At 42.4% G+C, this 24007-nt stretch carries 20 protein-coding genes and 1 pseudogene; 8 read left to right on the top strand and 13 right to left on the bottom strand.

The features are described from left to right. Window positions 1-46: 46 nt before the first annotated feature. The 9 genes from ACY8D0_RS10595 to ACY8D0_RS10555 all read right to left on the bottom strand — a co-directional run bounded on the left by ACY8D0_RS10595 (window position 47) and on the right by ACY8D0_RS10555 (window position 8080). Window positions 47-1090 (bottom strand): dihydrodipicolinate synthase family protein, encoded by a 1044-nt coding sequence (locus ACY8D0_RS10595; protein WP_462410472.1) that lies wholly within the window; start codon window positions 1088-1090, stop codon window positions 47-49. Then, window positions 1090-2106, bottom strand: a complete 1017-nt coding sequence (locus ACY8D0_RS10590) for an NAD-dependent epimerase/dehydratase family protein (RefSeq protein ID WP_462410471.1) — start codon at window positions 2104-2106, stop codon at window positions 1090-1092. The genes ACY8D0_RS10595 and ACY8D0_RS10590 overlap by 1 nt, the downstream gene beginning before the upstream one ends. Before the next feature lie 13 nt (window positions 2107-2119). Further along, complete coding sequence (locus ACY8D0_RS10585; protein ID WP_462410470.1) at window positions 2120-3358, bottom strand: Nramp family divalent metal transporter; 1239 nt, start codon at window positions 3356-3358, stop codon at window positions 2120-2122. A gap of 229 nt (window positions 3359-3587) precedes the next feature. After that, window positions 3588-3869 carry a cupin domain-containing protein gene (locus tag ACY8D0_RS10580; RefSeq protein ID WP_462410469.1) on the bottom strand — a complete coding sequence of 94 codons (282 nt, stop codon included), beginning with the start codon at window positions 3867-3869 and terminating at the stop codon, window positions 3588-3590. After that, a complete protein-coding gene (locus ACY8D0_RS10575) occupies window positions 3848-3988 on the bottom strand; it encodes a hypothetical protein (protein WP_462410468.1) in 141 nt (46 codons plus the stop codon). Before ACY8D0_RS10575 ends, ACY8D0_RS10580 begins: the two co-directional genes overlap by 22 nt. A gap of 128 nt (window positions 3989-4116) precedes the next feature. After that, on the bottom strand, window positions 4117-5079 hold the full coding sequence (locus ACY8D0_RS10570) for an EcsC family protein (protein WP_462410467.1): 963 nt from the start codon (window positions 5077-5079) through the stop codon (window positions 4117-4119). Window positions 5080-5218: 139 nt separating this feature from the next. Next, on the bottom strand, window positions 5219-5713 hold the full coding sequence (locus tag ACY8D0_RS10565; protein ID WP_462410466.1) for a hypothetical protein: 495 nt from the start codon (window positions 5711-5713) through the stop codon (window positions 5219-5221). Window positions 5714-6103: 390 nt separating this feature from the next. Continuing rightward, window positions 6104-7063, bottom strand: coding sequence for a mannose-6-phosphate isomerase, class I (manA, locus tag ACY8D0_RS10560; RefSeq protein WP_462411342.1), 960 nt, complete (start codon window positions 7061-7063; stop codon window positions 6104-6106). Window positions 7064-7213: 150 nt separating this feature from the next. Further along, window positions 7214-8080, bottom strand: a complete 867-nt coding sequence (locus ACY8D0_RS10555; protein ID WP_462410465.1) for an ROK family protein — start codon at window positions 8078-8080, stop codon at window positions 7214-7216. 473 nt (window positions 8081-8553) lie between these two features. Here ACY8D0_RS10555 and ACY8D0_RS10550 point away from each other — a divergent pair, with 473 nt between their 5' ends. The 3 genes from ACY8D0_RS10550 (at window position 8554) to deoC (ending at window position 13228) form a co-directional block, all read left to right on the top strand. Beyond that, entirely contained in the window at window positions 8554-10419 is a 1866-nt protein-coding gene (locus ACY8D0_RS10550; RefSeq protein WP_462410464.1) for an McrB family protein, read from the top strand. Between the two features lie 5 nt (window positions 10420-10424). After that, window positions 10425-12401 carry a nuclease domain-containing protein gene (locus tag ACY8D0_RS10545; RefSeq protein WP_462410463.1) on the top strand — a complete coding sequence of 659 codons (1977 nt, stop codon included), beginning with the start codon at window positions 10425-10427 and terminating at the stop codon, window positions 12399-12401. A gap of 113 nt (window positions 12402-12514) precedes the next feature. Continuing rightward, a complete protein-coding gene (gene deoC, locus ACY8D0_RS10540; protein ID WP_462410462.1) occupies window positions 12515-13228 on the top strand; it encodes a deoxyribose-phosphate aldolase in 714 nt (237 codons plus the stop codon). Window positions 13229-13323: 95 nt separating this feature from the next. On the opposite strand, the gene ACY8D0_RS10535 is transcribed toward deoC, so the two are convergent. Then, on the bottom strand, window positions 13324-13911 hold the full coding sequence (locus ACY8D0_RS10535) for a YdcF family protein (RefSeq protein WP_462410461.1): 588 nt from the start codon (window positions 13909-13911) through the stop codon (window positions 13324-13326). 971 nt (window positions 13912-14882) lie between these two features. On the opposite strand from ACY8D0_RS10535, the gene ACY8D0_RS10530 reads away from it, so the two are divergent. After that, entirely contained in the window at window positions 14883-15035 is a 153-nt protein-coding gene (locus ACY8D0_RS10530; RefSeq protein WP_462410460.1) for a hypothetical protein, read from the top strand. A 361-nt stretch (window positions 15036-15396) separates the two neighbouring features. Here ACY8D0_RS10530 and ACY8D0_RS10525 read toward each other — a convergent pair whose 3' ends face one another. From ACY8D0_RS10525 to ACY8D0_RS10515, 3 genes are all read right to left on the bottom strand, one after another. Beyond that, on the bottom strand, window positions 15397-16878 hold the full coding sequence (locus ACY8D0_RS10525) for a S8 family peptidase (RefSeq protein WP_462410459.1): 1482 nt from the start codon (window positions 16876-16878) through the stop codon (window positions 15397-15399). Between the two features lie 322 nt (window positions 16879-17200). Beyond that, window positions 17201-17965: an SDR family NAD(P)-dependent oxidoreductase gene (locus tag ACY8D0_RS10520; protein WP_462410458.1), complete on the bottom strand. Its 765-nt coding sequence runs from the start codon at window positions 17963-17965 to the stop codon at window positions 17201-17203. A gap of 42 nt (window positions 17966-18007) precedes the next feature. Continuing rightward, window positions 18008-19357 carry an APC family permease gene (locus ACY8D0_RS10515; RefSeq protein ID WP_462410457.1) on the bottom strand — a complete coding sequence of 450 codons (1350 nt, stop codon included), beginning with the start codon at window positions 19355-19357 and terminating at the stop codon, window positions 18008-18010. A gap of 299 nt (window positions 19358-19656) precedes the next feature. Between ACY8D0_RS10515 and ACY8D0_RS10510 the strand changes: the two are divergent. The 4 genes and pseudogenes from ACY8D0_RS10510 to ACY8D0_RS10495 all read left to right on the top strand — a co-directional run. Beyond that, window positions 19657-19940: pseudogene (locus tag ACY8D0_RS10510) on the top strand (class I SAM-dependent methyltransferase); the annotation flags it as partial. Window positions 19941-20349: 409 nt separating this feature from the next. After that, on the top strand, window positions 20350-21699 hold the full coding sequence (locus ACY8D0_RS10505) for an ABC transporter substrate-binding protein (RefSeq protein ID WP_462410456.1): 1350 nt from the start codon (window positions 20350-20352) through the stop codon (window positions 21697-21699). A 72-nt stretch (window positions 21700-21771) separates the two neighbouring features. Beyond that, complete coding sequence (locus ACY8D0_RS10500) at window positions 21772-22668, top strand: dienelactone hydrolase family protein (RefSeq protein WP_462410455.1); 897 nt, start codon at window positions 21772-21774, stop codon at window positions 22666-22668. A gap of 91 nt (window positions 22669-22759) precedes the next feature. Further along, window positions 22760-23941, top strand: a complete 1182-nt coding sequence (locus ACY8D0_RS10495; RefSeq protein WP_462410454.1) for an MGH1-like glycoside hydrolase domain-containing protein — start codon at window positions 22760-22762, stop codon at window positions 23939-23941. Window positions 23942-24007 lie beyond the last annotated feature (66 nt).

Below are 24007 nucleotides of genomic sequence, written 5' to 3'. Positions count from 1 at the left end.
CCATCCGAAGGAAAGACACACCAGTCCGATGTGCCCTTTTCGTCCATTATACCGTTTGTTTAGATAAAAATGATTGAACAAATTCATCGTCATGCAAATGCGGGTATGCTTGATAAACCCGGCTGATTTCCTCAGATTGACCAGGGCTTAATACCTCATGTGCCGCCAAGCACCAATTGCCACGCAAGAGACCTTGGCGCGTGAGTACCTCATTGATGCCAGCAATGCTTCCTTTGAAGGAATTCTTGCTGTCGAAAAAGGCAGCATTGGCATCAGTAATTTGCTGGGCCAGCAGCAACCACTTCTTGTCAATGAAACCTGACTGACGTGCCAGCTTAATTTCATCAAACATCTCGACCACTTGTCGGGTCCAAACCGCCCAGTGGCCCAGCAACCCGCCGACAATCGACTTTTCTAGATTGTTAAACTGGTAAGTGGAAAATAAGTCAATCACGATATTATCGTCATTACCGGTGTAAAGTGCAATTTCCTCACGGCGGCTCGACTCACAGACGGCCTTGACGACATCAAGTGTTTGGTACCGGTTAAACGGAGCCATTTTGATGGCCAGCACACCCGGAATTTCTGCAAACTCGCGCCAAAACTCATAGCTGAGTACCCGTCCGCCGACCGCTGGCTGCAGGTAAAATCCAAACACCGGCAGGACTTCCGCGACAAGCCTCGTCCGCTCCAATAATTCTGCTTCAGAATAATCGTTTAAGCCACCATTGCTTAACAAGGCCAGGTCATACCCTAACGATTTGGCCACCATCGCTTCCTGAATTGCTTTCCCCGTAGGCCCGCAAACACCCGCTATTTTTAAAAATGGCCGGGTCAATTGGGCCGCGTCAATCTCTTCTGCTGCTAGACGAAGCACCGGTTCATACAGTTGAAAAGCGGGGTCACGGATTTCAAACTGGGTGGTGTGAACCCCGACAGCCACTCCACCCGTTCCCGCTTCAATATAATAGCGGGTCAGGCGGCGCTGGCTTTCCACATCCAATTGTTTGTTCTCCGTCAACGCGAGCGGATGTGCCGGAATGACAGTGCCTTCAAAGAGCAGCGCCTTTTTTTCCTGCGAAAGCGCCATTAGAACTGCCCCTTTCTTTCCTGGAAATGCGTCGGTTTGTTAATCGTTTCCCCATCATTGGCGACCCATTCTGCCGTCCAGTTAATCATCTCGCGAATCGAAACCCTTGGGTACCCGAACAGTTTATGGGCCTTGCTGGAGTTGTTCAATAAAGCCGTCTCGTTCTCCACCCCTGCAAATACGGGTTCGATGCCTAACAGCTTGCCGAATTCCGTTGCCAGCCAGCGGACGGAAAGCGTTTCAGGGCCGGTGACGTTTAGAATCTCCGGTGGCGTATTCGCAATCACCAATGAGCGCAATGCGTACTCATTGGCGTCCCCTTGCCAAATGACGTTGACATGGCCCATCGATAAATCAATCGGCCTTTGATGGAACACCGATTTGGCAATTTCATGCAGAACCCCATAACGCATATCAATTGCGTAATTCAACCGGAAAATCGCTAGCGGAGTCTGGTCCCGATGGGAAAAATAAGTAAAGACACGTTCGCGGCCCAATGACGATTGGCCATATTCCCCAACCGGGTTCGGCGCTACCGATTCATCGCAGCCCCCACGCAAGACAGGAACGAGCGGGTAAACATTCCCGGTCGAGAACGCCACAATCCGTGCACCCTTGAAATGTTCCGCTACCCTGCCAGGAAGATACGTGTTCATTGCCCACGTGAAGTGCTCATTTCCTGTCGTTCCGAATTTGTTGCCCGCCATATAGACGATGTTTTTTTCAAAAGGTAGGCTGTTTAACTGTTCTTCGTCCAAAAGGTCGGCTGCAATCGTTTCGATGCCTGCCGCCTCCAGCTCCTGCTTTAATGTTCCGGAGGAAAACCGGGAAACGCCAATCACCCGTTTGGAAACCCCGGCGGCATCGATCGCACGTTTGGCCAATTTGGCAAGCGTCGGTCCCATTTTGCCGCCCACGCCTAAAATCAAGATGTTCCCATCCAATCGTTTCATGTCTTCAATCAATGCATCGGACGGAGCCGACATAAATTCTTCTAGTTCATCTACTGTCCACATACTTATGTCTCCTTTACGAGAAGAATATTGTTTTTAAGTTGTTGAAAGCCAAATACAAGAGGACTAACAGACCAACAATTCCAAGCAGGTTGCTCAGCCACTTATTTTTCAGCTCGCCCATCACCTTGGCGTCATTGGCCAAAACAAGAATCGCCACGGCAATGAACGGTACGATAATGATCGTGATTGCCTGGGCAAAAATAATCAGGTTTAATGGCGCCGAGCCAAAAATCAAAGAGACAGCGGAGCCAAACAGGATGACCAGCACAATCAGCAGCTTAACCGTTTTGTTGGACAGACTATCCCCCAAGCCAAAGCCGTCGGCAAGCATGGATCCTCCAATGGTGGCATTCCCAATCAGTGAGGAAAAGGAGGCGCCAAACAGACCAAGCATAAACACGAAGGTCGACCAAGACCCGAACGATGGCTCCAGCGCCATCCCCATTTCTGTCGCATTATTCACAACGATTCCCTTCGGTTTGAGAATGGTTGCGGCTGTAATCATAATAAGAAAAGAAATAAAGCCAAGAAGGAAAATCCCAAGGAACGATTCTTTTCGCCCCGACTTCATGTCCGCCATCTGCCAGCCTTTTTCTTTCACAAGATAGGATTGGTAAACGGCGCCGACAATGGAAAAGCTAGTGGCAAACAAAGCTATGATAAGTCCAATACTGCCTTTTGGCATAACCGGCACAAAGCCCTTTGCGATATCGGAGATGGAAGGTTGAACGAGGATGACTGTGATTAGGAACGCAATCAGCATAATCGCCACAAGGACCAGCATTAATTTTTCGAGAATCTTGTAAAACTCCTTTGTATACAGAAGCGCAATACCGATAACTGTGAAGGCAATGATCCAGATTTTCGGGTTCATGTTGGTCATGCCCGAAATTGCAATACCGGTGCCGATGGCGTTTCCGGCTTGGAAAGATGCGGTGACTAAACAGGAGCCTATGCCAATAATTACGCCGGCGGCTTTACCCCATTTCATTTTCATGGCAGTAATAAAGCTATCTTTAGACGCAATACCGACCCTTGTGCTCATTTCGGTGTACGCCATCATGAGGATGACGGCCAAAATCAATGTCCAGATCAGCTGGGAACCATAAATAGCCCCAATTTTAGTTGACAACGTAATGCTGCCCGGCCCGAGAACTAATGCAGACGTGATAAGCGCTGGTCCCAAGAAACTCAAAAAGCTCTTTTTTTGCGTGGATACTACATGTGATGTTGTTTTCGATTCTGTCTTCATTCTACTTCCCTCCTATAATTTTGACTTTTTTGAATATTACATCTTCATTATACTGAGGACTTCGAATTTGCGACATGTCTTTAAATTGTCCTTAATTCCTGGTGTTCCATTGATACTCATAAATGAATTTCAAAAATAAAAATGACCTGTGACATTCCACAGGTCATTCTTACATTTATCATAAGGTAGTTTACACTTGTGACACAATAAACTCCGCATTCCCGCTAATTTAATAGGTGACAATCCCGTACAGCAAAATAAAATGGGTGCCTTTGTGAATCTCAAATGACTTTCCATCAACTGAGATTTCCCCAGCCCCATCAATCACACTTACTTGCAAGAAATCATGGTCAAGTATCCGGGTCACTTCACCATTTAATTTACAGTGATAAACCGTAAAATATTGCTCCTCGACAAGCTTCTTCTCGACTAAATCACCAATCACCACTTCGTTTTGCTCCACAACCGCATCGGCATGCGGCACGGTGGTTACTTGTTTTGCTCTCTCCAAATGCAGCTCACGTTGATTGCCTGCTCATCCGACCGGTCATAATCATAAACACGGGAGATGATGTCAGAACTCTGCTGGAGCTCCGGAACCACAATTCCCTTCCCAATCGCATGAACCATTCCGCTTGGGACGTAAACGAAATCCCCCTTCTTTTACTTTGACCTTTCTAAGCAGCTTGTCCCATTCACCGTTATCGACCATCGCTTCTAACTCTTCATTTTAGTTCGGGTGGTGCCAGGCACCTGTATTAAACCGGAATTGCTCTCAATTTTTCTTTTTCAACTTCAATTGCTCTTTTAATTTCCTCAATACCATATTTTTCTTCTAGTATTACTCTTCTAAAATAGTTTTTTGCATTGCTGTGATTGAATTGTTGAAATAATACGTTTACAGAACCATTTAGTAAAGAACCAGCAATAGGAACAAGCAATCCAAGTTCTTTTTCAACGATAGTAATACCCAATCTCTCAGCCACATTTGTTATCAATCTCACAATACTTGGGACTTGCTTCTCTAGGATTTCAGCTGTCATATTTCCAGCATTTTTTAATAAGAACTGTTTAGCATCCCTCATTTCTTTAAATACTACAGCCTTGACTCCCAGGAATCCTTCATCCTGTGTTGATGCTGTAGGGGCCATTGCAGATAGTAAATGCACAATATTAACAGGGTCAGAAGAATCGTATCCATAACTGGTTGCAACTTGGTTAATATGGCGTGATAAAAATATCATGGAGGCCGAAACATCGGCAGCCACTATAGCTGGTATGGCTAATTGAGCAAATGGTATTCCTTCTGCAAGTGTTGTAGCTAATCCCATAACTGCTCCTTCAAGCCCGACGAATAACGCATTACTATATTGGTAGGAATCAGCTACTTCATCCATAACTTTCATGGGCACTACTTGGTTACTAATATCCTTTGTACTTTCAATTGCAACATTTCTTTTTCTATATTCTTTAATAACATCCTTTTCACTAATTAGTGTATTAGAAATGGTAATGGTTTTTTTTATACCTTCCTCTACGGCAGAATTTACGGTAGTGGTAACCTTTTGGACAATTCCAAATTTACTATTGTTAGCCAATTCCATAATGGCACCTACTGGTTTTCCGGCCATTTCAAGTGCCTGTGAAACTATACTAGGCTTTTCTTCATCTCTTGCTATTTCTTTAATTATTTCGTGTTCATATTCTTCCAACTGAATCATAACTGCCTCCTGCTCCCGTTCATTTCGATTTTTTTACTAACAATTCAATAGTCACATCATACTTATCATTTATAGGAAATGGAGAAGCTTGCAGCTGTCAACTGTACCTATAAAGTTGTGCCAAGCACAGATATTAGTTTTATTCACTTAATGCAATCGCTTGATCAATATCATCAGAGCTCCGTTCAAGGGCATTTTTGCATTCAACCAGCAAATTATAATCATAATGCTCCATTATTTTCGGATAATTGATAACCACAAATTCCACTTCATCCATAGCGCTCAAAATTTCCTCATGGGAATCTTCCATTTCTTCAGGAGGCTCAGTAGCCCGAATATCGGTTATAGCTACATCCATTTGCCGAAGGGCATCCTTCATTTGCTCAATCCAATCTGGGTTTGTCATGATAGAATCATCCGCTGCCGCGTCTCCATTTAATGAGCCAAATTGATCGAATGCATCACCCAACGAGTTTAGGTAATCGTTCATTTCTTGTTTATAGCTGGTTACATCATTCTTTTTTTCTACAGCCGCCGCGCTATTCTTTGTTGAGGTAATCTGCGAAGATAGAGAGCACCCTACTAAATTAGATCCTACAAGCATAAGAAGTATCATTAGTTTATTTACTTTCATTTCAACCACTCCTATTTATGAAAAAGCCGGGATTCAAATAATTGTTTGGTTAGAACCGAAGGAATGATAGGGTAGATCAACATTTGTGCTCCTATCATAATAATATATTGTCGAACAAAGAGGTTCGACCCATTTTTCATGTCCCTCAAAACTTATTTTAACAAATTTCTCTGCCTTTGGAATTAATTAATCATTTGTTTAAACGGGCCGTTAGACCTGTCTCGAAAACATCCGAATGGAAATGATATAAAATAATTGAGGTTTAAATACATGTTTGATTAAATCACCATACATACCATTTTGTTTTAGATAGATATAGAAAAGACCTGTGACAAATCACAGGTCTTTCTTACTTTTATCATAATGTGGCAACGAAGACGAGAGCCAGGGTTATACATGCGACACAATAAATTCCGCATTTCCGCTCATTTTATAGGTGCCAATCCCGTACGGCACAATGAAATTGGTACCTTTCTGAATTTCAAACAATTTTCCGCCTACAGAAATCTCCCCAGCCCCATCAATCACACTTACTTGCAAAAAATCATGGTCAAGGGTACGGGTTACTTCACCATTTAATTTCCAGTGATAAACCGTAAAATATTGCTCCTCGACGAGCTTTTTCTCGACTAAATCACCAATTACCACTTCGCTTTGCTCCACAACGGCATCGGCATGCGGCACGGTGGTTACTTGTTTCGATCTCTCCAAATGCAGCTCACGTTGATTGCCTGCCGCATCCGTCCGGTCATAATCATATACACGGTAAGTAATATCGGAGCTCTGCTGGGTTTCCAGAATCACAATTCCCTTCCCAATCGCATGAATCGTTCCGCTTGGGACATAAACAAAATCCCCAGCTTTCACTTTGACCTTTCTCAGCAGTTGGTCCCATTCACCGTTATCGACCAGCGTTTCTAACTCTTCTTTTGAGTTGGCTGTATGGCCCAACACAAGCTCGGCGCCCTCTTCGGCACTCACCACATACCAGCACTCCGTTTTGCCGTATGGGACATTCTCCACTTCCCTGGCAAACTGGTCGTTGGGATGCACTTGCACAGAAAGGTCATCTGCCGCATCCAATATTTTCACTAGCAATGGATATTCTTCTTGATTTCCTGCCGATTTATGAAAAAGTTCACCATGGTTTTCCCACGCTTCCGCTAACGTTTTTCCCGCCAACGGTCCGTTTTTAATCACACTTGGACCATGTGGATGGGCAGAAATCACCCAAGCTTCACCAGTGTGGTCTGAAGTAATGTCATAGTGAAATTCGGTTTTTAACTTCTTGCCGCCCCAAATTCTTTCTTGGAAAACCGGCTGTAAAAAAATCGGTTCTTTATATACCATTGAAATAAATCCTCCTATACGATACCCTTTAGCATCACCTGTAATCAGTACAATTGATAAATGGATTACAGGTGCCACAAAACACTCCTATACCTTATCATAGTTCCATCCGACTATCTACCTCGTTCACACGAATGCACAGCAGCCTTATTAAACTCCCTGTTTCAACGCTTGATGGGCCAATAGAAGAGCTCCAGTAATCCCCGCATCGTCTCCTAGTCCGGGACTTACAATATAGGTTGAAAGCTCTGGTAATTTAACGTAATCATTCACAAGCTCCGGCAGGTACTGATAGACATAGGAAAATACCTGCTTTTGCTTCATTACTCCCCCGCCGATGATGACTTTTTTAGGCGAAAGAATCAGTATATACTGCATAAGCGCTTGAGCCAAATAGTAGCCTTCTAATTGCCAAACATCCTGCCGTTCCGCCAGCTCTACTCCCTTTTGGCCCCACCTGGCTTCAATTGCCGGCCCGGAGGCCAGCCCTTCAAAACAATCCTGGTGATACGGGCAATTCCCTTCAAATCGGTCGTGTGGGTGGCGCCTAATCAGGATATGTCCCATTTCAGAATGGGAAAGTCCTTGCAGCAAGTTCCCTTGGACAATCGCACCGGCACCAATACCGGTACCAACCGTCATATACAAACAGCTGTCCAATCCTTTCGCCGCACCCAGGGAAACTTCCCCTAAAGCAGCCGCATTCACATCGGTGGTAAATCCGACCGGGACAGAGAAAGCATCTTGAAAGGTTTTGACAAACGGGTAATCTCTCCATGCCAATTTTGGAGTTGAAGTAATGTTTCCATATGTGGCGCTTTCCGGGTTGACATCAATCGGCCCAAAAGAACCAATCCCGATTGCTTTGGCGGGATATTTTTTAAAAAAGGCAATCACTTTTGAAATGGTTTCTTCTGGTACAGTGGTGGGGATCTGAATTCGGTCCATAATCTTGCCCGTTTCATCTCCCACCGCACAAACAAATTTCGTTCCTCCAGCTTCAATCGCAGCTAACATATCCATTCCTCCATTGTGCCTCAGGGGTGAATCTCGTCCAGAGCCGTCCCCACGGCTTCTCCAAACAGGTTATATCTCTTATCATAAAGAATGTTACCTACTCCCGACAAGCAATACTCTGCCAATCTGCTCCGCAGTCCGCTGCAGATTTTTCATTTGCATGGATTTTCCATCTTGAATGCGATTATTCAAAAGCATTTTCACAATTGAGGTAATATCTAGACTCATAGATTTTGATTAATAATGTAAAACTATCTCCTTCCACTGTCGATAGTGCATTAAATAGAATTGAAAAATTCTTTATCCCAGAAGCAGAAAATCTGACTCTTGATCCCCATAAAACTTCTTGGACAAAGCATGAAGAAGAATAATTGTCACAATTTCTAATAAACAAATTAGGTAATATTGCCGATAAAGCAATAAACATCTAAGATGAAATAAGAGGTATTTTTTAAAATTAGGAGGTTGCGCAAATGCAGACAGAGACAGAAATAAAGACTCCAAAACTGACCTTTGAGGAATGGGTACAAACGGAAAAGGGAATAGATATGGAAACGTTACGCGAGGAATACAACCAAAATGAACTAACTCGTGATACCCTAAATCGGTTTGTTAAAAAGTTAAAGAAAAAATGGTTTGGAACAACGCTAGTTTTTCGATTAGATAGTTACGAAACTTTTACGGATAAAGCGGAGATTCAAAGATTGAAAGTGACAGCGCAAGTTATGAAACCGGCGGAAGAGGGTTTTGTTCCGTATGATCACCCCCTAGACCCGTTAAACATGTGGGTTGTGGAGTCCGTTATACAAGAAAGCCGCTTTAAGGAACCATTAAACCCAGGAATGCTGTTTTCTGCCTCCTACAAGGGTGCTTATGATGAACGGCACCTGAATGAATTGATTACCTTCGATTTGAGTACCTATCAGGAAATACCCTTGTCCTTTTACAACCTAATCCATTCCATTGGGGGGCCAGTGCTGGTCAATGCGGCAGAAGATCACTTCGGGAATGACTTCGAAAAGATGTTGGCTGAAAGATTTTTATTAACGTCCAGTTCTACTTTTCTGGAACTAGAACAAAAGGACAGAGAATACACACAAAAGGAAATTGACTTGATTAAAAGGGAAAAAGATTACCAAGAACGGGATAAACAGCTAAATGAACAGGAACAAAAGTGGACCCGCTTGTTAAATCGGGCCAAAGAGCTGCTTGTCCTTGAAGAACTGGACGAGGAGATGGAATCTATCCCAACCTTAAAGTGGGATAAGAAAAATCAGGTTAAGCTGCTTCAAAGTCTCTTATACCATAATTCAGATGATAACCTTATCTATGACGAATTTGTGATTGAATCCTTTCTAAAAGGATTGCAGTCTAATATTCTCGTTATTTTGTCCGGGCCTTCGGGTACAGGGAAATCGAGTATTGTTAACGCCATGGCTCAGGCCATCAAAAATGCCGTTGTCCGGATGATCCCAGTCCAGTCCAGTTGGACCGATACGCAGGACCTGCTCGGTTATTTCAATCCTATTGAAAAACGTTTTGTGGCGTCCCCGTTCTTGGAAGCCCTTGCCGACGCAAAAGAGAATCCGGACCATCTTTATCTCCTTTGTCTGGATGAAATGAACTTGGCCCATGTGGAATATTACTTTTCAGAGTTCTTGAGTGCACGCGAACAGAAAAAGCCGTCCATCCGCTTGTACAGCAAGCGTTATTTTGATGATGCCGTTAGCTTGGTTGAATCGGACCATCAAGGTGGTCAGGACAAAGAAAAATGGTTGAATGCTGCGGAACTAATTCACCGCTACCCTTATGAATTTTTCATACCTGAAAATGTTCGCTTTATCGGGACTCTGAACATGGACCATACAGTGAAGCCTCTCAGTCCAAAGGTGATCGACCGAAGTCTAATTATCGAGTTGAACCATATACAAAATGCAGAAGAGATTGAAAAAGAGTTAAAGGAAAATGTACAAACTGGAAAAATTGAAATGACACTTGAGCAATTCTCGGAGCCACAGCAGCCACTGGAAGATGTGGAATCTATTGCAAAAGAAATTATTATCTTATCGAAGGAGCTGGAAACGATCCCTAATATCCGCTTAAACAGCAGGGGTTTAAAACAGTTGATGCAATTCCTTGCCCGATTTGAAGCAGTTGAAGACCGGCAAATGGACGAACTCATCTATTCCAAAATTTTGCCGAGAATCAATATTTCAAGAAGAGAGGAAAATGATTATCAGCTGGTCCGGAGTTTTGCTGACAAACTTGTGAATTACCCCCAGTCCCATGATAAGCTTCAAAAAATGCTGAAAGGAACCCGAACGGTTCAATTCTGGTGATGATGATGAAACTATATCAAATGTATGTAAAAGAAAAAATACCGTCCAATCCATTTTTTAACTTCCTTTTTGAAGAGCAAGAAATCGAAGTAGGTGAACCGTTAGCGTACCAAAACGAGTTTTTCATCATGAATGAATATAGCAGAGGCGTTAAAGGGAGGCTGATGCGAATTGGTGTATATGCACCCCATGCTGTAAAAGTCGTTATTATATCCGACGGTATGACTTCAGAACTTGTTGAGTCCATTACTAGACCCGGTTATTGGTATGAGCAGGCAAGTGGTTGGTTTGAAAATGGGTACCTGCAAAATACCGAAAGCTGTTTTGGAATGAATGCTTGTGGACAGTGGAAAGTAAGGGTATTGGGGAATGACGGGGAAACGTTAGAAGAGGAGAAGGTCATTGTTATTCCAAGAACCATGAGCTACATGCAGTATCAAACCATGCAAGCGGAGGTCAAAAACCTGTTTGAGAATTTATCAAAAAACCTAAACGAAGGAAGTTTTCTAAAAGAAGTTCAGATCAGCCTTTTCCCGCTTGAACCGCTTTTAACCCTAATCGAAGAAATGAAAATATGGCTCAAACAAATTTGCGCACAACCGGCCGAGCGCCTTACCCGCATCAGAAATAAGACAATACGGTCACAGATTACAAAATGGGACCGTGACACCTTTATCGAGGCATCGTTGTTTCCGTTCCGGAATAGTTTGTCGGCACCCGTTTCCCAAAAAGAAACTTCTATCGATGAACACCGGATGATCCGGTTCATGCTGGAACACATGGGAGAACGTGCGCTACAGGAAAGGCTGGTGGAAACATCAGCACTCCAACATTTGCAAACGGAGTTAGCAGCCAGGCTGGAAAGCCAGAAAAAGATGGGGGCATCCCTAAGGAAGCATTCCGAAAAACGTTGCCAATCGATTGAAAATGATATCGAAATCATCGCCCAGCGAAAGGATAAATGGCAGAAATGCCAAGAAATAATACAGGAGTTTTTAGATGAACCTCTGTTTACGACGGAACCCCTTGAAGTCGATTTGACACATCTGTTTATACACGATCCGATTTATGGTGTCGTTTATGACCTTTATGAACAATTTGAAGAAATGACACCAAAACTAGAATCGCAAGAAAAACAATTTATCGATAGTGTGATGAACTCCCCGCGGCTCTATGAAATCTGGGTATTGTTACAATTAATTCACCAGTTGGGCAAGCTAAAAGTTCCCGTTTCTGGTGTCCGTAAATCCTTAATGGAAAAATTTATAAACGACCAAACGATTAGCGGCTGGGTTTATCGCTTCCCTTATGATCATGAACGTGGAGAAATGTTTTTGTATTATGATAGAGAACTCCAAGTAAGGGACGTCGGTACCTTCAAACCTGATTATCTACTGTTCTATCGCAAGAATAAAAGTGATAAGTGGCAAGGCCATTCATTGGATGCTAAGTACAAGCCATACACCGAGATGCCTCACAACAAGCTGCAAATGGATATGGAGCATTCAGGCCGCCGATATTTGGATCGGATTACCGGAGCCAATCTGACCATGAAAAGTTCAGCACTGGTTCATGTCGATATGAACGCGACAAACTGGAACGTTTCCAACAATGGAATCTATAAATTGAGTCACTTTTCAATAGTACCTGGAGCCCTGGAAAACTTGCAAATTTATATTAAGCGCATCTTCCATTACTTTGGTCATCAGCACCAAATTTGCCCAAGCTGCGGGGAAAGTGTCAAAATGATTGATGGAGGGTTTAAACAAACCTATATATGTCCTCATGATGACGAGGTTTGGGTTTCAAATATATGTAGATACAGAAGGAGTCATGGTGCAGGTTATATAGATAGATCCTTGATGAAATATTCATCCGGCAATTATAACACGCAAGTACGAGATGAATGGGATGTGTATTGTCCAGTCTGTAAACGTGATGTTAATGGTAATATACTTAATCTTGACTTGTATGGACATTAAGTTATGAATGGGCTGTGGTGAAGACTAGCATTACAATTCTCTCAGATTTTGTTATGACAATCGAATTTTTTGCGACATTATTACTTTTATTTAATTACATGTCAGGAGACATTATGGTGACAAAGTACACAATTGATGATTTATCCAGAATGATAGATCATACAAACCTAAAACCTTATGCAACTCACGATGATATGAAGAAATTATGTAACGAAGCGAAACAGTATCATTTTAAAATGGTCGCCATCAATCAGGCACAGACAAAACTTTGTGCCCAAGAGCTGGACAACACAGACATTCATGTTGGGGCAGCCATTAGTTTCCCGCTTGGCCAAACGACCATTGAAGCAAAAGTAGCTGAAACAATGGATGCCATCCAGAACGGGACAGATGAAATTGATTATGTGATCAACATTTCGGAGCTAAAAGAAAAAAATTATCATTATATAAAAGAGGAAATGCAGCAGATTGTAACGGTCTGCCGTCACCATCACGTGATATCAAAAGTCATTTTTGAAAATGCCTACTTAACAAAAGAAGAAATAATAAAATTGTCGGAAATCGCCAGAGACATACAGCCTGATTTCATTAAAACTTCTACAGGTTTCGGGCCTAGTGGGGCAAAAGCGGAGGATGTTAAATTAATGAAAGACATCGTTGGCGATGCCGTAAAAGTGAAGGCTGCCGGTGGCATACGCGATGCGGATACGTTTATTTCTATGATCAAAAATGGCGCTGAACGTATTGGGTGTAGCGCAGGGATCCAGATTATCGAAGAGATTAAACATAGACTTGAAACCGAAGGCAAAGAATATATCGAAATTTAACAAAACATCCGTCGCATTTAAAAGGCTCCATTCATCTGGAGCCTTTGTCATAGATATAAACCGGTGCGGGGACATGCAATTTTCTTCCCTTTACCCTAATAGTTCTTCCCCACCGCATAGCCAATCATTTTGATATACTCCGTAATCGTCAGCATAATGCTTTTATTGTTGCTCCACCACCGTTTGGGGGTAAAATTCCGGTCCTTGGCCCCCGCATAATAAAGCTTAATAGTCGTATCCTTAAACTCACGGTCAAAAATCATTTTGACCCTTTTCATGTGATAATTAGAGGAAACCACGATGGCTGTACTAAAGTTATAGGGTTGAATTACCTGCTTGGTAAAATGCGCATTCTCATAGGTACTATCGGAAAGGTCCTCCATGATAATTGCCTTTTCCGGAACCCCGAGCTTGATGGCGTGCGCCTTCATTAACTCAGCAGCCGTCACATCATTGTAGACAGGTCCGCCGGAGATGACAAAGTACTTTCCGTATCCTTTCAGATAGAGGTCCACTGCCTTTTCCACTCGTTCCCCACGGTCGCCGCTCAACACAATAATGGCATCTGACTTCCGTATCGAATCATCCACCAAAAGAAACTTACCGGCATTGATCACAAAAACAACCAACAATACTAGGACAACAACAGCAAATCCTATGAATATAGCACTACGTCTTCTCACAAAATTCCATCCTTAGTTATGACATTCCTATTGGTATCATAACCTAAAAGATGATGAAATGGGAGATGTTTCCGTTTCTCAACTTCATTCTTTTTTTCATTTGCCTATCTGTCAAAAAGTCTTAAAAAGTTACAATGGAGGAACGAATTAAACGTTTGTTTAAACATTGCGTAATGCCCAAAATATATGGCAATTCCGAAGTAGCCAGCTAAAAAGATTGTCATTTAATCAAACGTTTGAATAACTTTGTGCTTATCCTTCATTTATTCATGTTTCTTCTCTTTATTTCCCAAAAAATATTGGCGAAATCTCAGCTATTATGTTCCAAGTTTGTATCCCTTCGTCAGCTCTCTACAATTTTCATAAAAACTAATTCAAACAAACGTTTGATTAATTCGAGACGCAGCCTTAATGCATATATTACTTTTAGACCATAAAAGCCAAAAATTTTGTCAGTAAAACAAACGTTTAATTTAATTGGCCTAAACGCCTGCCACTAAAGCAATTTACACATCAAGCGGCCAAAATTTTGACAGTTACACAAACGTTTATTTAACATCAACTCTAGTTCCATCAATATTGAATTTCAATTCTCAGAGGTTCGCAGTCAACCTTCTCCTCCCTTCATTACAAGCTGTTTTATGAAAAAAAGAGAAACATCACCGTGGTTGTAATAGATGGTCCCCTCAGTGAACACGATTCATTATTTCAACGCATTTACTTCTTGAAGAAGAATATTGTCTGTTTCCTTATCGATATATTTTCCGGATTGAGCCTCTACCATTAATATAAAATTTCATTTGAGCCATACTAATAGTTGTGTGAGATCAGAAAAATCTATTGGACAAACCAACGCAAGATTTCTTCTGCCTTTTCCACAAAAAAAGGGACACTGATTTTTTCAGTACCCTTTTTTTAAGCCTTATTTGTGTTTTAAAACCAACTAATCGGAAAGCGAGATGGAATGAATCGTGACAGAATCAGGAATGAAACGGGATCAAACGAGAGAACAAATTGAAAAGCATGACAAAAGGAATGATATTGAATTGGGCAATGAATTTCGTATCGGTAACACAAGTTCACAAAGCCAGAAAAAGAGCGGTCGTCAAGCCAATAAAAAATAACCCTATTTTTTGAATAAACAAAGCAGCTTGTCCGGTTACAGGAGCAAGCTGCTTTTGGAATGAGACGGAGTTACCAGTAGTACCCGCGTTCTTCTAACATGGATTTAAGAGCCGCAAATACCTGTACAATCCATTTCCAAAAAGTGAACTTTTTTGCGATAAACATCGTAACACAACAGTTAGGTATGGTTATCCGACAGTTGAAGCGGTCTATCCGACAGTTGGAGGAGCTTATCCGACAGTTGGAGCGGTTTATCCAATAGTAAAAGGATTCCTATCGATTCTTTTCTTCCGCCACCCCTGGCATGACAGGCAGCCAATAAAAAGAGGCCGACTTGAGTCAGTCAGCCTCTTTTTATAATTATTTACCAGTTACAGCTGTATAAGCGTTGGCTTCACCGGAACCAAAGTATGCGTCATGCCCCGGTTTGCCGTAATCTAATGCCGTCTGTTCGATAAGAGCTTCAACCTGGGCTGGTTTGTAATCCGGATGGGCGGCTTTGATTAATCCGGCAATCCCTGCAACCTTTGGAGAAGCCATCGAGGTTCCGTGCAGGTATGCGTATCCTGGATGCTCAGGGTCGATTGTCGTGAAATATGGCTCTAAATACGTTGGCCAAGTGGACAATGCCCGATAAGTGAAATCACGGTCATCTAAATTTGCCGTTTTGGCATATTGGGGGCCATTGTCTCCGCCAGGCGCTGCTACCGTAATAAAACTATTTCCATAGTTCGAATAGAACGCCAGCTGATCCTTTGACCAACTATTTGAAGAAGAAACCGTAATAACGCCTGGAAGGCCTCCTGGTGTTTCAATGGTCACGCCCTTAAATACAAGGTTGGTATCGCCATAGTTATCATTCAAGTAATCAGTAAGTGATTTTTTATCCGCGTAGTTTAACGACTCATTGCCAGCAGATGCCACAAGCGTTACATTGTTTTGAACGGCATACTTAATGGCTCGTTTCCAAAGCAGTAGATCGGCAATGTCAGAATAGCTTGTACCGCTGAACTGATATTTTAAGTTATCATATCCGCCGATGGACATATTCACTACGTCGACTTTATCTTTTGCCGCCTGAATCATAGCGAGAACAATTGGGGCAGTTGGGGCACTGCCGGAGCTGTCAAATATACGATAGGCTCTGATACCCAAATCCGGGCCGACACCCTTAATTTTTCCGTTACCCGCAATGGAACCGGCTACGTGTGTACCATGACCTTCACGATCCTTTACATCGGTTTTGTCACCTGTTTCTGATGAATCATCTCCATTATAGCCGCCTTTAGGAACGAAACTTTGTCCGCCTACATAGTTTGCTTTCAGGTCAGGGTGGTTTGCATCAATCCCGGTATCGATTACTCCCACAATGGCTTTATGAGTAACCTTTCCATCCTTTTCGGTGCCCCCAGACTCGATGGCAAAAGATTTTCCTTTATTGGTTAGATGCTGTATGTCCCACTGCGAATTCCAAAATGTACCATCTGCATCAGGGGTGAGGGTAACAGCCTTTCCATCTGCTGCCGCAGGCTGTTCGTCATCCAGCTTATACCTCATTTCCACATTGGCAGCGCTGATACTAGAATTAGATTTTAGATTGCTGAGAAAATTAGGATCCGATGAGCGGACTTCTAATCCGCCAATTTCCGGAATGGCAGTGATGACCTCGCCACCGGCCTTACTGATGTCTTGCTGATAGGTTTTTGGCAGTGAAGTTTGATTGTAAGCAATAAGGTAGGTTTTAGCAGATGATTGTGCAGAAGCTTGAAGGTTGAGAGAAGATAGAGAGATTGCTAGAATACTGCTGGCTACGATCGCGATACCCTTGTTCCTTTTTTTCAATAAAATAACCTCCTATGCAATTTATCCAACATCTCCATTTTAAAGCATGTACCATTTTATGGAAATCATAACTTCTCGATAAATAACGACAGAAGTGACATAAAACAGCCTTTTATTTTACACTTTAACGCGTTAACTGAGCGGGGACCTGTCCCCCATCCTACATGTAACAGGGATTGAGGATTCAAAAACAGCGATTGATTGGCAAGACAAAGCGAGGTTTTTAGAGCCGACAATAGGAAGTTTTGCACGCAAAAAGGCACAACTAACAGACAATTGCTAGTTGTGCCTTAGCTGGTTTCTTGGTTGAAAATCTAAACGATTATACTCCTGCCGTGATGCCACCATCTGCTATAACGGGAGAGCCTGTTAGTGCTGAGGAATCATCCGAGGCTAGAAATGTGGCAACTTTTGCTATTTCGATAGGTTTGATTGGTCTGCCAATTGGTTGGACGGATGCTAAATCCTTAAGAACGGCTTCTCTTCCACCAAATAATTCAGCATGTGCATCATTGAAGGTTGTATCTACCCAACCAGGGCAGATACAATTTACCCTAATGTGATCTTTTGCATAATCCAAGGCCATCGCTCTTGTCAGCATAAGAATAGCTCCCTTAGAAGAAACATAAGCTGTAAGCCGCGGTTCTGCTACAAAACTATTCGCAGACGCAGTATTAATGATGGACCCCCCGCCAGATTGCTGCATAATCGGAATGACATGTTTGGAAACGAGGAATTGGGACTTCACGTTTACATCCATTGTTTTATCCCAAATGTCTTCTGTTAATTCGGTTACGGAACCAGGAATGTTAACGGCCGCATTGTTGCATAGGACATTAATATCACCAAATTTCTCAACCGTAAATTGAACTAACTCTTTTACATTCTGTTCGGAAGAAACATCTGTTTTAAAAAAATAAGCATGATGCCCTTCTTTCTGTAATTCAGCTTCTAGGACTCGTCCTTCCTCCTCTAAAATGTCGGCAATCACAACACTTGCTCCTTCTTTGACAAAATCTCTTACCATTGCTTCGCCAATTCCTCGAGCACTTCCCGTTACAATCGCTACTTTATTTTTTAATCTCATTTAAAAATTCCCCTCTTTATCTTGTTTTTTTGGACATCATTGTTACATTTTATAACTCTCAATAGATGGACCCGCCTGTTTGTAACCTTTTGATTTAATAAAACCAACGACTGCACCAACAAATATCCAGGAAATCCCTACTATTTTTGTATTCATATCAAATCCTGTCCAAACAAAGGCACAAACTGCAAAACCAATAAATGGGAACAAAAGGTGATAGAAAAAGCCGTGGATTCCCCGTTCTTTTTGCTTAAAGAAGAAATAAACAATCACAGAAAAATTCAGGATAGTGAATGCTGTAACGGCACCAAAGTTGACGAACATTAAAATCGTTCCAATTGGCACAGTTAAGATAAGGACTATAGATATAATCATGGATAACAAAATAGCATTTGCTGGTGTTCTAAAATTAGGTTGAATTTTTCTTAGCCATTTAGATCCAGGCAGAAAATTATCCCTGCCCATGGCAAATAAGACACGAGAAACCGCTGATTGAACATTTAGTGTGACAGCTAGTCCAACGGCAACAACATTAATAATAATCATGGCAACATAGAAATAATAACCGCCAATTTCTCTAGAAATATCAAACATCGCCATATCTGGATTCAAATTCATATATTTGGCATGAGCTAATGAAGCCATATAAGTTTGAATTAAAAACAAAAGGGCCGTTGATACTAAGGCAACAACTGTTGCTTTTCCTACAACTTTTTTAGGTTCGTTAACCTCTTCTGCCAATGTGCTAATGCCGTCAAAACCAACGAATCCTAATAAAATCATCGAAGTAGCAGCCGCGATAAAACTCCAAGATATATGTTCAGGTTGTAAAATAGGAGATATTGAGAAGCCTCCAATTCCTAGACCCTCGATAAAGACGTATTTTACAGCAAAGCCTAAGAATAAAAGTAAAGCTGCAATTTGTAACCAAAATAAGATTGAGTTAACCTTCGCATTTAATTCAATTCCACGAATATTGATGAGGCCTGTAAGAATGATAAAGACAATGGCTAATAATTTTGTATTGACCCCCGGAAAGATACCTGTCAGCCATAAGCCTGAAAATAAGCACATTAATGCTGGACACAATATATAGTCAGATAGGATTGTCCATCCAGTCAAGAAACCAATATGAGGATTCAAGCCTTTCCCAACGTATGAATAGACGGAACCGGCAAAAGGAAATTCTTTACTAAAACGAGCGTAACTCAAAGCGGTAAAAAACATGAGGATTGCACCAATTAAATAGACTAATGGAACCATCCCATAACTTGCCTGCGCAACTGAGCCGAAGACCTGATAAGGAGCTAGCGGAGACATTGTAATCATCCCGAAGATGATTAAATTCCTCATAGTTAGACTCCTTTTTAATTCTTGTTTTTCTTCTTGCAAAAAAATGACCTCCCCTTCGATGAAATTCCTACGGACACATTTAAAACAACTATCACTATGTAAAAATATTTAATATATATTTGTAAATAGAGACTGTTTTAAATATTCACAAGAATATGACTATATTACCATTTATTATCACTTATTACCATATAACTTCATAACATACCCAAATAATAATACCTCGCTTGAAGACCTCCAGGGCGATTATCCTAGTTTATTAGACCCAAGCAATTTTTTTGTAAGGAAATGCTATATTTAAAATCCATACGAAGATTTGATATAATTTCGTGACCATTATGGACAACGGACTCCAAGTCACAGGGATTGAGATTTCAAAACAGCGATTGCATTGGCAAAGCAAAACGGGCTTAAGATTCCGATCTTTCATGGTTCCGTAACCGATATGACCTTTGACACCAAACTGTATGATGGCATCTTTTGTTATGCGCCCCCACACATATTGAATGAACAAGAGAGAGCGAAGTTTATTTAATATTGCTATGACAAGTTAAAGCCAAATGGTTATATGGTTTTAACGACGAGCGCAAAAGAAGCCCCCATGTATGGAAAGGGCAAACAACAATATCCAGATGGTTAACCATATTCGTTAAATCTTTCACTCGTTCCTCCGCTGTATGAACTCGTTTTGGGAAAGCGAGACTCCTTTTAGGTATCGAATGGCATCCATCAAGTTGTACTCCGGATTAAATATAAACCCTGTATAGTAATCAATATTGTCATTGATCTGTCTTGCCGCACCGCCATACTTTCGAACCAAATTCTAGGCGTATTCACTTCTCCCTTTGCTGTTGGTGTCCTTTAACGCGTTAATCAGACGGGGGCCTGTCCCCCATTCTAGTAAAGTATTAAAGAACCTAAAAATATTAAACGATTATCTTAAAATTTTGAATTCAATGTGAGAGCGTTAACATCTATAATGATGATGAAAAATAGTTAGATACGTTAATAACAGGTGGAGGAGGATCATCATGGTGTTCAAAAAGTTTTTAAAACTGGCTGGGGTTTCTTCATTGGCAGCTTCGCTGCTGTTAGCTGGCTGCGGCAAAGATAACTCGTCCGCAAGCGGAACAACCAAAGAAAAGGCACCAAAAACTGAGTCAAACGAAAAGGTCACGATTACCTTTTGGGATGATAACGCTGGCCCACAGCGGACCCCGATATGGGAAAAAATCATTAAAGACTTTGAGGCAAAGAATCCGAACATTACCGTTGATTATGTCGGATTGCCGAAGGATTCTTCAAAGTCGAAATATGACACGGCCATTGCGGCAAACGATGCCCCGGACGTAGCCATTGTCTACCCGCAATGGATCCCGGAATTTGTCATGCGCGGCGCCTTGCTTCCACTAGACTCCTATTTTAATAAATGGGACGGAAAAGGAAAAATTGACGCAGGTAGTATTAAGTTTAACAAGGATATTGCTCCCGATAAGAAATTATATGCGGTTTCCTTTTCCCAAAACCAGGACATTCTTTGGGTACGCCCGGACTTGTTTAAAGCAGCCAATGTAAAAATTCCACAAACATGGGATGAATTCTTTACTGCCGCCGAAAAAATGACCGATCCATCCAAAAATGTCTATGGATTTACCATTCGCGGCGGCGCTGGCGGTTCTTTCCAATTACAGCGGATGATGTACGCTTATTCTGGAATCACAGACTATATGAAAAACGGCAAGAGCACGATTAACGATCCAAAACATGTTGAGTTTTTAAAGAAATACTTAGGAATGTATAAAAAATACACTCCGCAAAGTGATATCACGGCTGACTATAAAACGATGATGGGTACCTTTGATACCGGAATTGCTGCAATGGTCCAGCATAACATCGGTTCCTACGGGGAAAATGCCAAGGCATTTAAACCGGAGCAATTCCAGGCCATTCCGTTACCTACATCAATGAAAGGCAACTATGTAGCAGAAGGCGGCAATACTGTCGGACTTGGTATTTTTAAAGGGACAAAACATGCGGATGCAGCGTGGAAATTTATCGCTTTTGTCAACTCCAAAGACAGTCAAAGCTATTGGAACCAGCAGGCAGGCCAAATCCCTACCAACGCTGATACGTTAAAAGAAGATTGGGTTACACAGGCTCAGCATATCCAGACGGCAGCCAATGTCTATTCCAATCCAAAAACAAAATTATATATTCCTCCATTCTACCTTCCGGAATACAGCACAATCCTGAACACTGTTGTCGACCCAGGGGTTCAGGAAGTATTAAGCGGGAAAAAGACGGTAGAGCAATTTTTGGATGAGTGGGCCGCTGCCTTGAATGAAGCCCAGAAAAAATACGACGAACACATGAAAAAATAATCATTCCGAATGGGAGGCTGTCTTCACAGGCGGCTTCCTATTTCCATTTCTTTTAAAAAAGGAGCCACAAACATGAATCGGCGTGAACAATTATTTTCCCTGCTTGGCGATTTGCCTGAACCAACCGGCGATGTCCATGCAAAAAAACTGAAAGAAGAAGACAAGGGCAGTTATATTTTAGAATCTCTATTATTAGACTTGAACGGGTTGGAGATGGTGCCCGCCTATTTTGCCCGTCCCAAAACGGCAACCGGACCGATGCCAGTTGTAGTCTTTAACCACTCCCATGGCGGGAACTACCATATTGGGAAGACGGAATTGATCCGCAGCAGTGATTATTTACAAAATCTATCCTATGCAGAAGAATTAACCAACCTGGGTTACGGTGCATTGTGCATTGATATGTGGGCCTTTGGGGAAAGGCGCGGCTTGTCCGAGCATGAAATGTTTAAAGAAATGCTTTGGAAGGGCCAGGTGATGTGGGGCATGATGGTGTATGACAACATGAGGGCCGTTGATTATTTGGTATCAAGAGAAGATGTGGATTCCTCGCGGATTGCGACATTGGGAATGTCCATGGGCGGATTGATGGCCTGGTGGCTTTCTGCCCTTGATGAGCGCATTAAGGTGTGTATTGATATTTGCGGTCTGGTGGATGCCCAAACATTGGTGGCCCAAAAGGGGCTGAACTATCATAATTTCTATTCCTATGTTCCGGCGTTGTTGAAGTATTTCCAAACCTCGGAGATTCAGGAGTTAATCGCCCCCCGCCCTCACTTGAGCCTGGTTGGCGTCCAAGACCGGCTTACCCCTTTTGACGGAGTAAAGATTATTGATGAGGCACTAAAGGAGAAATATGAACAAGTAGGAAAAAGTGAAAACTGGAAATTAGGTCTGTATGGCTGCGGGCATATTGAGACTGCGGGCATGAGAGCAGAGGCTTGCGACTTTCTTCGAACCCATTTATAAAAGCCGGTAATGGTTTTTTCGGAACCATCCCGTTATGAACATAGAATATCAATCTACTACTATACCAGGCACCGGAAGGAGAAAATTTACGATGAACGAAACCCATTTTCCTGGAAAGCAAACTTGGCAACCTGTTCTGCAATATACTGAAGAACTCCACCAAAAATGTACACACGAGGCCTCTTCCCCCTTTATTTATCCATGGGAGGAGATTGGAAGCGGGTACTGTTACGGGCCAGCATTCGGCCATTGGGACATTATACATGAAGTAATGGATGCGATTCACACACGGCCATTACATGCACGTCAGCAGCTCCTAAACAATCTTCATAATCTTTCATGTGACGGATTTCTTCCCGGTGTCATTTACCTGACAAACAATGAAGTAAGATGGGGCACCGACCAAACACACCCTCCCGTCTGGATTGCCGGGGTAGACCGTTATGTGGAGTTAACGAAAGATGACTCATTGATGGAGCCGTGCTTTGAGGCATTGCAGCGTCAGGTTGGATGGTTTGAACGTGAGCGTAAGGCGGACGGGGAAGGATATTATTATACCGATATATTGAACCATAAATGGGAAAGCGGTGTAGATGACGGAATCCGGTTTAATGATACTTCCATGGGGAAATTTGCCTGTGTGGATGCCACATCCCATGTGTACTTCATGTATCGGACTTTGGAGAGATGGGCAGAAAAACTGGGGTATGCCAGTTCCAATTATCGAAGCCGGGCAGATGAGTTGCAGCATTTCATTCAAACGAAGTTATTTGACGAAGAGTCCGGATTTTTCTATGACATCTGGGCAGTGGATGCTCCGGAAAAACGGCACCTCTGCTTTGAAGGAATCTGGCCGTTGGTTGTAGGGGCCGCATCCCCCGCACAGGCACAACGGGTGATTGATGAACATCTCCTGAATCCAAACAAATTTTTCACCGATCATCCGATGCCAACAGTAGCGATTGATGATCCGGGTTTTGAACTCCGCATGTGGAGAGGCCCTTCCTGGAACAGCATGACCTATTGGGCGGCACGCGGTTGTATGAACTATGACAGACGGGATGCTGCCAAACTCATTCTGGAAAAAGCATTAGATGCGACGGCCAAACAATTTGAACGCACCGGTACGATTTGGGAGTTTTATCATCCGTTTTTGGGAGAGCAAACCGAATTAGCAAGAAAGCCCTATACGGAATTTAATCAACCTTGCAAAGATTACCTAGGGCACAATCCGCTTATTGCAATGGCTTACCTTTGGTTGGCATGCCAGTAAAGGTTCCACAGGGGTTCTACGGGGAAGGTTCTCATGGCTATTGCTAATGGAACCGTCCCCCTTGGC

Source organism: Neobacillus camarae (genome assembly GCF_054950115.1).
Note: the sequence above shows the minus strand (reverse complement) of the source record. Positions and strands in the feature narration are given on the sequence as shown.